The sequence below is a fragment of the Pedobacter sp. CFBP9032 genome, from assembly GCF_034045265.1.
Lineage (GTDB): Bacteria > Bacteroidota > Bacteroidia > Sphingobacteriales > Sphingobacteriaceae > Pedobacter.
The window spans coordinates 104,183-117,975 of sequence record NZ_JAXCWE010000005.1 but is presented as its reverse complement, the minus strand read 5'-3'; the positions used below and the strand labels follow the sequence as shown (position 1 = coordinate 117,975).

Below are 13,793 nucleotides of genomic sequence, written 5' to 3'. Positions count from 1 at the left end.
AGGAATAAGGAGCAAAGATAAAAGACGGGATACCTAAAAATTTAATGCTTAATCTATACTCTTTACTTTTTGTTCCTTGCTCTTTAATCTTTGTTCCTTGCTCTTTATTCCTTACTCTTTGTTCCTTATTCCTTACTCTTCAATCTAATACTTACTGCATTTTTATGTGCATCTAGTCCTTCCGCAGCTGCCAGCGTTTCTACTATAGGGCCTATGTTAGCTAAACCAGTTGTTGAGAGGTGCTGAAAAGTAATTTTTTTAATGAATGCATCTAATGAAACCCCCGAATAAGCCTTTGCAAAGCCACTGGTAGGTAAAGTATGGTTCGTTCCTGAAGCATAATCACCTACACTTTCTGGAGTAAGATTCCCTAAGAAGACTGATCCGGCATTGATTATCAATGGAATAAGATTTTCAAAGTGTTCTGTAGCCATAATGAGGTGTTCAGGGGCATATTCGTTAGAATAATCCATTGCCTGGCTTAGATTATCCACCAAAATAGCATAAGAATTTTCGACAGCTTTTGCCGCAATATCTCTTCTGGGAAGGATATTGATCTGACTTTCAATTTCTTTTAATGTTTCAGCTATGATCTGATTTGATGTAGAAACTAAAATTGCCTGACTATCAATTCCATGTTCGGCCTGCGCAAGGAGATCTGCAGCAATAAATGACGGATTGGCAGTTTCATCAGCGATTACTAAAACCTCTGATGGACCTGCTGGCATATCAATAGCAACTTTATTTTGCACCATTGTTTTGGCTATCGTTACGTACCTGTTGCCTGGCCCGAAGATCTTATAAACCTGCGGGATTGTTTCCGTACCGAAGGCCATTGCGGCAACGGCTTGGGCACCTCCGGCCAGGTAAATTCTATCTATTCCGAGAAGGGTAGCACAGTAAGCAAGATAGCAATTTGTTTTACCATCTGCTTGTGGTGGCGAACAAACTACGATCTCTTTACATCCTGCAATAGTTGCAGGAGTGGCAAGCATTAAAAAGGTACTTGGAAGCACTGCGGTACCGCCAGGGATATATAAGCCAACTTTTTCAATTGCTCTTGCTTCACGCCAGCAGACTACGCCTGGCATAGTTTCTATTTTGTCCTCAACTTTAGCTTGCGACTGGTGAAATTTCAGGATGTTTTGATGTGCAATATCAATTGCTTTTTTTGCTTCAGCCGGAATAGTTGATGCAATGGTTTTCAATTCTTCGGCATCTAAAAACAACTTGGTTAAGTCAACTTTATCGAATGCCTTTGCGAAATTTAACAGCGCTTTATCACCGTTATTTTTTACCGTTTCGATGATGTCCGTAACGCGTTCTTCTATCAATTTATCGTCTTCAATCTGTCTCGAACAAAGCGATTTAATTTTTTGATTAGATAAATCCTGGTAGTTATAGATTTTCAATTGATTATAATTTATAATTAACTATTAGTTAATGTGTTTTTATGTAGTTTTGATCTATTTTCAGGTGATAATTTTTTCAATTGGCATTACTAAAATACCTTCGGCACCTGCAGCTTTCAGGCTGTTAATTTTATCCCAAAAATCTTCTTCGGCAATTACAGAATGAACGGCAACCCAATCCGGTTCGAACAATGGAACAACGGTTGGACTCTTCACACCAGGCAACAGATCAACAACTTTTTGAAGGTTATCTTTTGATACATTTAGTACCACATATTTATTAGATTTCGCACTCAGCACGGAACGGATTCTTTGGAGCAATTCTGCAACTTCCGGATTGTCGGCGATGGATTTATTACCAATCAAAATGGCTTCAGATTTCATCACATCTGCAAAAGGTTTTAGTCCATTACTCTTCAATGTTCCGCCTGTAGAAACGATATCAAAAATGGCGTCGCTTAAGCCTAAGCCCGGACCAATTTCTACCGAACCAGAGATGGTTCTTACATCAGATTTAATTCCTTTTTCTTCCAGGAATTTTTCGAGAATAACCGGGTAAGAAGTAGCAATTGCTTTCCCATTTAGTTCTTCCAGATTTTGGATATCACTTGTAGCCTGAACTGCAATTTTAAGGGTGCATTTTCCAAAGCCAAGTTTTTGTAAATAGCTTACCTCTGCTTTGGTTTCTACAATTACGTTCTCACCTACGATACCCAGATCGGCAATACCATCTTGTACATATTCGGGAATGTCATCATCGCGAAGGAAAAGGATCTCTAATGGAAAGTTTGTAACAGTTGAAATGAGTGAACTTTTGTAATTTTCGAAGGAAAGGCCACAGTTTTTTAATATTTCAACGGATTTTTCGTTTAACCTACCCGATTTCTGGATAGCAATTTTAAGTGTTTTCAAAGTATTGAATATAGAGTGAACAAGAAAGTATTTTACGGAAAAAAAGTTTTGAAGTACAAAACAAACATATCATATCGCCTAACGGCGATGGTGCAAATGTAAGTGATGGTTCAAAGTTAAGTTCATAAATATATTTCTGCCAATATCAATGCTTTAGCTGACTAGCGTTGGCAAATATAGTGTTTGAAACCGTAAATCAAAAAATAATGGCACTTAATTTGCAACTTAAATTCTATTAGATAATTAAATCTATTTTGCCCTAAAAAATACGTGTTGAAAAATTTACGCTTTCTTATTATTCCCTTTATTATATGTGTTTCGGCTTGTAACTGGTTTAAATCACCACCTGAAATTGGAAAAGTACTCTCAGAGCACTTTAAAAACAAGATTTACAAAGATTTCGATACTGTTGCTTATGATAGTATTTTCGTTAAAACACTAGATAGCCTCTCCAAAGGTTTTATCAATCCTAAAACAGTCAAGGCTTTTTACGAGCAAAACCACCGGGAACCCCGATTGGTTACTAAATTCTACGTTAACGGTGAATTGGATTCACTTACTTCCTATTTAGAGAATAGTAAAGTTCATGGTTTTAATCCCGAGATATTTAAAGTCGCACAGATTAAATCATTATTAAAAGACCTTTCTGACAATCAATTTAAGAAAGTGGAAGACACTTATCCTGTTATTGCCCAGCTGGAAGTGCTTTCTGCAAATGCTTATTTAAACTATAATAACTTCCTGAAATACGGTGTAGTGAATCCCAGAAATATCTTCTCAAGGTATTATATTAAAGTTAAGCGTCCTGATAGTGCAGGAATGATCAGGTTGCTGGCATCCGAAAATATTCTGGATACTTTAAAGGCTGCTCAACCTACATCTGAACAATACAAAGGCTTGCAACGCGCTTATCTAAATGCCAATACAGAAAGTGAAAAGCGAATTTTGCTTTTAAACATGGAGCGTTTCCGCTGGAAAATGCCTGAAACCGGAACGAATTACGTTCAGGTAAATATCCCCGATTTTAAACTGACCTGGTTTGATAAAGCAGATACTGTTATCAGCATGAAGGTTTGTGTAGGCGGGAAGCGTGAAAACGGTTATGAAGATAAGCTGAAAGCCTTTGCAAAATCAGGCAATTTAGATGATAAACCGAAGAACCACGAGACGCCATTATTGTTCAGTAAAATTAACTCTATTCAGGCCAATCCGGTATGGAATATTCCAGTAAGTATTGCGCAAAGTGAGATCTATTGGATGGCTCGAAAAGACCCTTATTATTTGTCGAATAGTAACATCAAAGTTTACTATAAAGATAAGCTAATCGGCGAGCCGGATACGATCAATTGGAACCGGTATTCCAGAGATAAACTACCCTTCAAATTTAAGCAGGGATCTGGTAATGGAAATGCGCTTGGAAAGTTCAAATTTATCTTCGACAATGGCTCCAGTATTTACCTTCATGATACGAATAATAAGAACGGTTTTAACCTCACCAACCGGGCAATTAGTCACGGTTGTGTACGTGTAGAAAAGCCCTTAGAATTTGCCGAAAAACTAGTAGGTGATACTTATACTTATGATAAGTTAAGAGCCGAAGTTGATCTTCCTCCAATTGACAGTGCACACGTGAAATGGTATAAGAAAAGATTGGCTGCAAAGGCCGATACTACAAAGGCATTTCAGTTAAAACCAGCTTGGTTTGGTCCAAAAAAAGCGGTGCCTTTATTGATTACTTATTTTACAGCCTGGTCACAAAATGATCATATCGAGTATCGCCCCGATGTTTACCAGATGGATGAAAAACTTTGGGTGGCGATGAAGAAGTTTAGGTAGATTGTATTGACGTAGATTGTTTCATAGTATAGTTGGTAACTTTCATCAGATAAATCAAGCGAACTCCTGTCCTGATATTTAAATTTTAGGAGGTCTAATCGCGCATTAGATTTAAGAGAAAGAAATTTCTTAGCTTTGTGTTGTTCTTACACAAATTAAGAAATGATCAATCAAAATATTAAAATCGCTGTTGATGCCATTGTTTTTGGCTATGAGAAGGGAACACTTTATGTACTGGTGGTGAAGCAGCGTTTTGGTAAACTGGCCGATCGATGGGTTTTACCTGGTGGTTTTATCAAAGATGACGAACCGTTACTGGCTGCTGTAGAGCGAGAGCTTAAAGAAGAAGCAGGAATAATGGTTAATTACCTCGAACAGTTGGGTACTTTTGGAGATGACATCAATCGGGATGATCGGTTCAGGGTGGTTTCTGTAGCTTACTTTGCTTTGGTAAATCCTCAGAACTTTATTTTAAAAGCAGATACAGATGCAAAGGATGCGAAATGGTTTCCTTTAAATCAACTACCACAATTGGGATACGATCATAATGAAATGGTTAAGCTGGCACATCTGCGCTTAAAAAGTAAATTAACTTATCAGCCTATAGGGTTCGACCTTTTAGATCAGGAATTTTTATTCTCAGATCTGGAAAACTTGTATTGTTCCATTCTCGAAAGGGATATTGATCGAAGAAACTTCAGAAAAAAAATTCTCAGCTTCGGAATTGTAAAAGAAACTGGCAAATTAGTTAAAATAGGGGCTAGTGGCAGACCAGGTAAGCTTTTTGTTTTTGATAAGCCAAAATACAACCAGCTTTTGAAAGAGAATTTTCAGTTCGATATTAGGTTTGCGTAAAATAAACACAAATTATTTTTTGTTATTTGAAAATGATTTCTATATTTGTGTAAATAATACGCAAATATATGTTGAATTTAGATCCGAGTTTCACTCCGCTAGGCGAAAACAACTCAATAGTACACCAGTCCTTTTTGTTCGCAGGTGGCGAACCGCACATCAAAATTTCTGATAAATTCAATCAGAACGAACCAGTTACCATTACGCAAAGAATAAATTCTTTCAACGATTTAGGGTTAATCTGTATCACTGTAGATGCCTTGAAGCGAATGGGTGTGAAGGAAATTCACCTTTATATTCCTTATTTCCCTGCAGCCAGACAGGATCGGGTAATGATTCCCGGTGAACCCCTTTCTGTAAAAGTGTATGCAGATATTATTAATGCATTAGCGTTGGCAAGTGTTACTGTTTTTGATCCACATAGTGAAGTAACCCCTGCATTGCTTAATAATTGTATCACCATTTCCAATCACGAATTTATTAAAAAAGTGATAGAGGAGATTGGAACTGATGTAAAGTTAATTTCGCCTGATGGTGGTGCTTTGAAGAAAATCTATAAAGTTTCTGAGTTTCTAGGCGGTGCCGAGGTGGTAGAATGTTCAAAAAGCAGGGATGTTAAAACAGGGCGGCTTTCTGGTTTTAAAGTGTATACAGACGACCTTAATGGTGCTGATTGTTTAATCGTAGATGACATTTGTGATGGCGGTGGAACATTTAATGGTTTAGCTGAAGCACTTCAGGCAAAAAATGCAGGCAAACTTTATCTGGCCATTAGTCATGGTATTTTTAGCAAAGGCTTTGATGACTTAAGCAAATACTTTGAACAAATTTTTACTACAGATTCGATTAAACAGGTGGAACATCATGGCGTAACGCAAATCAAACTCCAGGCTATTCTGTAATTTGAAATTTAATATCACGGTTCAATCCTAATTTACAGTTTTTAAACCCCCGGTTTGCAAGCACTCCTTCGAAAGGAGGGAATTATGATCGCCAGTCTTTCCTTAAGGGAATACCCCAAGGGCGTGGTGGTTAAAAACTAAAAAATAAGATGTTTAAAGGGTATTCTAATACATTTATTAATCGAATCACAGCTTATACTTACCAAATCAATATCAAATGAAAAGCAAGATTATTCACAGCGGGCTATTTGGTTTAGCCATTGGAGACGCACTCGGTGTACCGGTTGAGTTTCAGTCAAGAGCCTCTTTGAAACAAAATCCGGTTAAAAAGATGCAGGGTTTCGGTACCCATCACCAGCCGGAAGGTACTTGGAGTGATGATAGTTCACTTACCTTTTGTTTGGCTGAAAGTCTTTGCAATGGTTATGATCTGAGAGATATTGCTAAAAAGTTTCTGAAATGGTACCATGCCGATAACTGGACACCACATGGTAAAGTATTCGATATTGGTATTGCAACGAGTAAAGCCATTAATGAAATTGCCAATGGAACAGATCCGGTTTTGTGTGGCGGTAATCGCGAAACAGATAATGGAAATGGCTCTTTAATGCGGATTTTACCAATGGTATTTTATCTCCGCCATGAGGCTGATCTTCAAACCATCTATGAGCGCATTAAACAGGTGTCTGCTATTACTCATGCACATTTCCGCTCCGTATTTGCCTGCTTTATTTACGTGGTTTATGGCTTGCAATTGTTAAAAGGTTGCGATAAAAAAATGGCTTACCAAAACATGCAGGTTATGGTGAATCGATTTATTGCAAAAAATGCTTTTGAACCCACAGAAATCGATTTATTTAAACGGATTTTAGACAGCGATATTTCAACAGTTCCTGAAGCCGAAATCTTTTCTTCTGGTTATGTATTGCACAGCCTGGAAGCAAGCTTCTGGTGTATTCTTACCACAGAAACTTATCAAGATGCAGTTATAAATGCCGTTAACCTTGGCGAAGACACGGATACCACTGCCGCCATAACTGGTGGCCTTGCGGGCCTGATCTATGGCTTTGAAGGTATTCCGGCACAGTGGATAAATGTATTAGTAAAGCGAACAGAAATTGAAAAACTTTGCAACGAGCTGGAAACGAAGCTGATTAAGAGCCCGAAGTATACGGTTTCAACCATTAAAGAAACGGATGAATTCTTTTTCTTTTGGGAACACCAGGCATCGAATGGTGGAACGCTCACCAAATCCTGTTTAACCCAATGGTGGGCTGCTCCTTTTGTAGTCGATCAAATTGAATATAAAACCGCTGAACATTGGATGATGAGCAAAAAGGCAGAACTGTTTAATGATCAAAGTACATTAACTAAAATTTTAGCGGCTACCTCGCCAGAAGAAGTTAAAAATTTGGGCAGGCAAGTAAGTAATTATGATGATGTGATCTGGGCTGAAAATAGATATGAAATTGTAAGAGAAGGCAATTTTCATAAATTTAGCCAGCATAAAGTGCTAGGTGATTATTTAATCAATACGGGGAAGAGGATTTTGGCAGAGGCGAGTCCGGTGGATAAGATTTGGGGTATCGGCCTGGCGGAAGAAAATCCTGATGCGAAATATGTTGACCTATGGAAGGGATTAAATCTGCTAGGTTTCGCATTAATGGAGGTTCGAGACCAAATACAGCTTAGTTAATAAACCCTTCCAAAACTAAAAGAAAGTTTGATTAAGCAATCAGGCGTAGACGATACAGAAAAAGTAAATATGAACAGAACATTGGTAATAGGAGATATTCATGGAGGCCTGAAAGCATTGATTCAATTATTTGAACGTGCTGAAGTATCAACGAATGACCAATTGATTTTCTTAGGTGATTATGTAGACGGCTGGAGTGAATCAGCTCAGGTAATTGATTACCTCATTCAGTTGGATCAAACACATTCGTGTATTTTTATCAAAGGCAATCATGATGCGTGGTGTATAGACTGGCTTTCGGAGGGGATCATTGATGAGGTTTGGTTTGCTCACGGTGGAAAATCGACTATAGCCAGCTATCAACAGCGATCGGATGCAGGAAAGCAAGCACATCTTGAGTTTTTTAACAAAATGAAAGACTACCATATTGATGAAGAAAATAATCTTTTCATTCATGCCGGATTTTCCTCTATGCATGGTCCGGAAAAAGAACGTTATTCTTCCAATTATTCATGGGATAGAACACTTTGGGAAATGGCATTAACGGTAGACAATAAAATTGATCAGGACTCGCCACTTTACCCGAAACGATTACGCCTTTATCGTGAAATATACATTGGACATACACCAACACTTTATTATGGTGTGGATATTCCCATGCAAGGAAGCAACGTCTGGAATATAGATACCGGCGCTGCTTTTACCGGCAAGCTCAGCTGCCTTGATCTTCAAACGAAAAACTTCTGGCAAAGTGATGCATTGCCGGATCTTTATCCAAATGAAAGAGGGCGAAATAAAAATTAACCAATTTAACAGAAACCATAAAAATAGAATATCATGAACCCATTATTATTAACAGACGGATACAAAGTAGATCACCGCAGGCAATACCCTGACGATACTACACTGGTTTATTCAAACTGGACACCCAGAAAAAGCAGGCTGGATCAAGTAAGCCACGTTGTTCTTTTTGGTTTACAATATTTTATCAAGAAATATATAATCGAAGATTTTAATCAAAATTTCTTCAATCAACCTAAAGAAGAAATCCTGAAAAAATACTCGAGAAGAATTAACAATTATCTTGGTGAAAACTTAGTTGGAACACAGCACATAGCTGATTTGCACGATCTGGGTTATATCCCAATGGTTTTTAAATCTTTGCCAGAAGGTGCTGAGGTGCCACTTCGGGTGCCGATGTTTACCATGTATAACACTTTGCCAGAATTCTTTTGGCTCACCAATTATTTTGAAACCTTGTTATCTGCTGTGGTTTGGTTGCCCTGTAACTCAGCCACTATTGCCAAACAATATCGGGCAATTATGGATAAATATGCTGCGGAAACATCATCAGTGCCAGAATTTGTAGATTGGCAGGGACACGATTTCTCCATGCGCGGAATGGGCGGGATCGAAGCAGCAGTAACCTCGGCCGCTGGCCACTTGCTAAGTTTTACCGGAACAGATACTATTCCGGCGATCGATTTTCTGGAAGAATATTATAATGCAAATTCAGATTTGGAGTTAATTGGCGGTTCCGTGGCAGCTACGGAACACTCAGTGATGTGTATGGGCACGAATACAGGTGAATTGGAAACCTTTAAAAGATTAATTCTGGAAGTTTATCCAAAAGGCATTGTATCCATCGTATCCGATACCTGGGATTTATGGAAAGTACTCACTGTTTACTTACCAGCTTTGAAAGATGATATTATAGCACGGGAAGGAAAAGTAGTGATCAGGCCAGATTCCGGAGATCCGGTTGATATCATCTGTGGGAATCCAAATGGTAAAGATGATAATGAGAAAAAAGGTGTAATTGAATTACTTTGGGATGTTTTCGGCGGAAAAACTAACGATAAAGGTTATAAGGAATTGGTTCCGCAAATTGGCGCTATTTATGGCGATAGCATTACAACAGAACGTGCTACCCTCATTTGCGAACGTTTAAAAGCTAAAGGTTTTGCCTCTACCAATGTCGTTTTTGGCATTGGTTCTTTCACTTATCAGTACAATACCCGCGATACTTTTGGTTTTGCAATGAAAGCTACCTATGGTGAAGTAGCTGGCGTTGGACGAGAAATTTTTAAAGACCCGATTACAGATGATGGTACTAAAAAATCTGCAAAAGGTTTATTGCAGATTTTCAAAAACGCTGCGGGCGAATATGAATTAAAAGATCAGTGTACCTGGGAAGAAGAAGCGCAAGGCGAGCTAAAAGAAGTTTTTAGAGATGGTAATTTATTGATCGATTATTCTCTCGCTGAAATTAGAGAAAGGCTAAAGAATAGTTAACTTCGCGAAGTTTTTAACCGACCAGCATCAGTGTTGGTCGGTTACTGTATGAACGATATGTTAAAAAATGCAAGAAAATCCAACCTTTAACCATCAGGCTGATATTGTAAATAGTGCCGTGAGGTTTATTAACTCATGGTTTAAACAGTCAAAATCAATAACAGGAGAATTGAGCGACTTCTTCATTTTACCAGGCGGTAAGGTGATTGGAAAGGATGTGATTATCGCCAGATTAAAAGGCATCTTTGGACAAGCTGACGAATACGTGGGTGGAAGATATGATATTATCGATGTGCATTTTGAGTTATTAAGCGAAGGAAAAGGAATGGGATTTGTAGAGGGAGTTGTTGGCTTTAGGTCAATGTTAAAGAAGCAGTCCAAAATAGTTAGTGGTCCTTTCAAACTATATTTCGCATTGCAAAATGGCCAATGGAAAATTGTAAACATCGAGTTTCCGGGTTTTGCCTATTGAAATTATTTGAAGTAACATTGATAAAATAAATAGGGAATTTGATACCCGCTTACATAATTTTTCTATCTTTGGTTTTTAATGAATTTCCTTTATCCGGGCTTTCTTTTCGCACTATTATCGGTTGCAATTCCGGTCATCATTCATTTATTCAATTTTCGAAAATTTAAAAAGGTTTATTTCTCCAATGTTCAGTTCTTAAAAGAAGTAGAACAGCAAAGTTCATCAAGGGAAAAGCTTAAAAATTTACTCATTCTTTTCTCGAGGATTTTAGCCATCGTTTTCTTGGTACTTGCTTTTGCACAGCCATATATCCCGGCAGGCAAACAAAAAAATAGTTTGTTAAACAATGTGGTCAGTATTTATATCGACAATTCTTACAGTATGGAAGCCGTTAATAAAGATGGCAGCCTATTGGATGAAGCGAAGCGAAATGCAAAAGAACTGATTAAAGGCTTTGGGATAAATGATCGGTTCCAATTACTTACTAATGATTTTGAAGGAAAACATCAACGCTTATTGAACAAAGAAGAATTTCTTAAGGCACTCGATGACGTTGAAATTTCTGCCACTTCCAGAAATCTTCAGCAGATTTTAAACAGGCAGGGAAACGTACTCAGTGGACCAGCTAATAAGTATAGCTTCGTGTTATCAGACTTTCAGAAAAACATCTCTTCAGCTAAGAAACTGAATACAAACCCTGATATCCAGTATTCTTTTCTAAAATTAAATGCCACCGCGCTGGCCAATATAGCGGTAGATAGTGTGTGGATGTTATCGCCAAATCACCAACCGGGTGCCAACGAAAGACTGGTGGTTCAACTTCGAAATTATTCGCAGGAAGCAGCAAAAAATATTTCGTTAAAATTAACAGTTAACAATCAGCAGAAAGGTTTGGGCGCAGTTTCCATTCCAGCAGAAAAGACTGTCCGCGATACATTGAATTTTTCTGGTTTAACAGCAGGCTGGCAAAAGGGTGTGATCAGTATTAAAGATTTTCCGGTTACTTTTGATGATACATTATCCTTCAGTTTTCAGGTTGATCAAAGTCTGCCTGTTCTCAGTATTAATGGCGCCATGGCAGGAAACTACATTAAAACGCTTTTTGCGGCCGATGGCTATTATAAGCTTACTGAAAATGCAGAACAGAATGTTAATTATAACGGGTTTTCAAATTACAGACTGATTGTAATTAATGGACTGAAAAACCCATCAACAGGTTTAGCACAGCAGTTAAAAACCTATTTAAATGCTGGAGGTTCAGTGGTGATATTTCCAGATCTGGATGCAGATATTAAGGTCTACAATTCCTTTTTAACAGCCTTATCACTGCCTGCTATTCAAAATTTAAATAAGGAAGAAACGAAGGTTGACCAGATCGACCTTCAACATCCAATTTTTAAAACGGTTTTCGAAAATATTCCAAAAAATCTGGATTTACCAGCAGTTAGCAGATATTTCTCTTTTGTTGAAAGCAATGGAGCCAATAAAGAAAATATTTTATCACTACCCGGTAGAAAACTTTTCTTCTCAAAATATGGTATAGGCAATGGCTCGGTATTTTTATCTGCAACAGGTTTAAATACAACCGATGGAAACCTAGCTCGTCACCCGGTTTTTGTACCATTAATGTATCGTTTGGCATTAAGTGCCGGCGCAGAAAGTTCACTTTATTATAATCTTGGAAGTGAAAATGTTTTATCAGGAAAGAAGCTCACCCTCGGCAAAAACCAAACTTTAAAGCTAACTGCCAATAACTTCGAAACTATTCCTGAAATTCGTCAGGCAGATGGAAAAACATTAATTTACATTGCCGATCAAGTTAAAAATGCAGGTTTCTATAGCCTTACGCTAGCGGATTCTACATTAGCGGTTTACGCATTTAATAGCAGCAGAACAGAATCTGATATGCATTACCTCAGCAAAACCGAGCTGAGTAATTTAGCAGGAAAAAGTAATTTAAAGATTTTTGATACCGAGCAAAATGCTGTAAAACTCACTGCTGGCGCAGATAAAATCGGACAAACGTTATGGAAACTTTGCTTAGTTTTGTCGCTGATTTTTATCGCAGCAGAAATTCTCCTTATCCGATTTTTTAACAACAATAAAAAAACAATATGAATCTCCTGGTTAAAAATGTAATCATTGCCGATCCGCAAAGCAGTTTCAACAAGCAAGAATGTGATGTTAGGGTAGTTGATGGTCTAATTCAAAACATAGGTAAATTAACACCAAAACCTGAAGAAAGCGTTTTTGAAGCGGCAGGTGCTTTTCTTAGTCCTGGTTTTTTTGATTTGAACTGTGTGGCTGGCGATCCGGGCTTCGAAACGAAGGAAGATATTCAAACGCTTACCGAAGCTGCAAAGGCTGGTGGCTTTACTGGTGTGGCCTTATTGCCACAGGCAAATCCTGTTGTGCAATCAAAATCGCAGGTAGAATATATTATCAATAAAGCTAAAAATAACCTGGTTGATGTTTTGCCGATAGGTGCAATTAGCCAGAACCGCGAAGCCAAGGAACTGGCAGAATTATTTGATATGCAACAGGCTGGTGCCGTTGCTTTTTCTGATGGAGATAAAGCATTGCAAGATGACGGCTTTATGAGCCGAGCATTGCAATATGCAAAAGGCTTTGATGCCTTATTAATGGTTTATCCTGAAAATAAATCCATCGCCGGGAAATCTCAGATTAATGAAAGTAAGAACTCCGTGTTGTTGGGCATGAAAGGTTTGCCGGCTTTGGCCGAAGAAATGCATATTGCCAGAGATATTTTTCTCGCCACCTATAATGAAACAAAAATCCACATCAGCAATATTTCCACAGCGGGTTCGGTCGCTTTAATTCGGAAAGCAAAGAAGGATGGTGTTCAGGTTTCTTGTGATGTAACGGCACATCACCTGGTTTTTACGGAAGAACTGCTCGCCGATTTTGATAGTAATTATAAGGTGAAACCACCATTACGTGGCAAAGCGGATGTGAAAGCACTTATTGCTGGCTTAAAAGACGGAACGATAGATGCGATCACTTCGCAGCATCGTCCGGAGGAAATAGAATTTAAAAATGTCGAATTTGAAATCGCTCATTACGGAATCATCGCTTTGCAAACCGTTCTTCCTTTGTTGCTGAGAGCTGGTTTGGATATAGGTTTAATCGCAGAGAAATTAGCTATAAATCCACGTAAATTACTAAATTTAGCCATTCCGGTTATCGCAGAAGGGGAGAAGGCAAACTTTACCATTATAAACCCAACAGAAAAATGGCTTTACAATGCGAAGACTAATTTTTCTAAATCTGCTAATAGTCCGCTTTTGGGCACAGAGCTTACCGGAAAAGTGATTTTGGTATACAATAATAATCATTTTTTTGAGGGTTGAAAGCTAAAAGACTAAAGCTGAAAGGTTAAAGCTAAGATTAAT

At 38.1% G+C, this 13,793-nt stretch carries 11 protein-coding genes; 9 read left to right on the top strand and 2 right to left on the bottom strand.

Features of this window, described 5'->3' with window-relative positions; genetic code table 11:
* Nucleotides 1-125: 125 nt before the first annotated feature.
* On the bottom strand, nt 126-1,412 hold the full coding sequence (hisD, locus tag SOM16_RS11120; RefSeq protein ID WP_320464081.1) for a histidinol dehydrogenase: 1,287 nt from the start codon (nt 1,410-1,412) through the stop codon (nt 126-128).
* A gap of 60 nt (nt 1,413-1,472) precedes the next feature.
* Entirely contained in the window at nt 1,473-2,324 is an 852-nt protein-coding gene (gene hisG / locus SOM16_RS11115) for an ATP phosphoribosyltransferase (RefSeq protein ID WP_320464080.1), read from the bottom strand.
* A 273-nt stretch (nt 2,325-2,597) separates the two neighbouring features.
* Between hisG and SOM16_RS11110 the strand changes: the two genes are divergently transcribed.
* The 9 genes from SOM16_RS11110 (at nt 2,598) to SOM16_RS11070 (ending at nt 13,751) form a co-directional block, all read left to right on the top strand.
* Nucleotides 2,598-4,160 carry a L,D-transpeptidase family protein gene (locus SOM16_RS11110; protein ID WP_320464079.1) on the top strand — a complete coding sequence of 521 codons (1,563 nt, stop codon included), beginning with the start codon at nt 2,598-2,600 and terminating at the stop codon, nt 4,158-4,160.
* 162 nt (nt 4,161-4,322) lie between these two features.
* Nucleotides 4,323-5,015 (top strand): NUDIX hydrolase, encoded by a 693-nt coding sequence (locus SOM16_RS11105; RefSeq protein ID WP_320464078.1) that lies wholly within the window; start codon nt 4,323-4,325, stop codon nt 5,013-5,015.
* 68 nt (nt 5,016-5,083) lie between these two features.
* The gene (prs, locus tag SOM16_RS11100) at nt 5,084-5,917 is read left to right on the top strand and encodes a ribose-phosphate diphosphokinase (RefSeq protein ID WP_320464077.1); all 834 of its coding nucleotides are present in this window, start codon (nt 5,084-5,086) and stop codon (nt 5,915-5,917) included.
* Between the two features lie 217 nt (nt 5,918-6,134).
* Entirely contained in the window at nt 6,135-7,613 is a 1,479-nt protein-coding gene (locus SOM16_RS11095) for an ADP-ribosylglycohydrolase family protein (protein WP_320464076.1), read from the top strand.
* Nucleotides 7,614-7,640: 27 nt separating this feature from the next.
* Nucleotides 7,641-8,417 carry a metallophosphoesterase family protein gene (locus SOM16_RS11090; RefSeq protein ID WP_320464075.1) on the top strand — a complete coding sequence of 259 codons (777 nt, stop codon included), beginning with the start codon at nt 7,641-7,643 and terminating at the stop codon, nt 8,415-8,417.
* 33 nt (nt 8,418-8,450) lie between these two features.
* Nucleotides 8,451-9,908 (top strand): nicotinate phosphoribosyltransferase, encoded by a 1,458-nt coding sequence (locus tag SOM16_RS11085; protein ID WP_320464074.1) that lies wholly within the window; start codon nt 8,451-8,453, stop codon nt 9,906-9,908.
* A 67-nt stretch (nt 9,909-9,975) separates the two neighbouring features.
* Nucleotides 9,976-10,380 carry a hypothetical protein gene (locus tag SOM16_RS11080; RefSeq protein WP_320464073.1) on the top strand — a complete coding sequence of 135 codons (405 nt, stop codon included), beginning with the start codon at nt 9,976-9,978 and terminating at the stop codon, nt 10,378-10,380.
* Between the two features lie 78 nt (nt 10,381-10,458).
* Nucleotides 10,459-12,498, top strand: coding sequence for a BatA domain-containing protein (locus tag SOM16_RS11075; RefSeq protein WP_320464072.1), 2,040 nt, complete (start codon nt 10,459-10,461; stop codon nt 12,496-12,498).
* A complete protein-coding gene (locus tag SOM16_RS11070) occupies nt 12,495-13,751 on the top strand; it encodes a dihydroorotase (protein ID WP_320464071.1) in 1,257 nt (418 codons plus the stop codon). Before SOM16_RS11075 ends, SOM16_RS11070 begins: the two co-directional genes overlap by 4 nt.
* The last annotated feature ends 42 nt before the right edge of the window (nt 13,752-13,793 follow it).

Excerpts from the sequence above, each read along its gene's own strand:
- SOM16_RS11085 (WP_320464074.1), top strand. The coding sequence starts at position 8,451 with ATGAACCCATTATTATTAACAGACGGATACAAAGTAGATCACCGCAGG.
- prs (WP_320464077.1), top strand. The coding sequence starts at position 5,084 with ATGTTGAATTTAGATCCGAGTTTCACTCCGCTAGGCGAAAACAACTCA.
- SOM16_RS11095 (WP_320464076.1), top strand. The coding sequence starts at position 6,135 with ATGAAAAGCAAGATTATTCACAGCGGGCTATTTGGTTTAGCCATTGGA.
- SOM16_RS11105 (WP_320464078.1), top strand. The coding sequence starts at position 4,323 with ATGATCAATCAAAATATTAAAATCGCTGTTGATGCCATTGTTTTTGGC.
- SOM16_RS11075 (WP_320464072.1), top strand. The coding sequence starts at position 10,459 with ATGAATTTCCTTTATCCGGGCTTTCTTTTCGCACTATTATCGGTTGCA.
- SOM16_RS11070 (WP_320464071.1), top strand. The coding sequence starts at position 12,495 with ATGAATCTCCTGGTTAAAAATGTAATCATTGCCGATCCGCAAAGCAGT.
- SOM16_RS11080 (WP_320464073.1), top strand. The coding sequence starts at position 9,976 with ATGCAAGAAAATCCAACCTTTAACCATCAGGCTGATATTGTAAATAGT.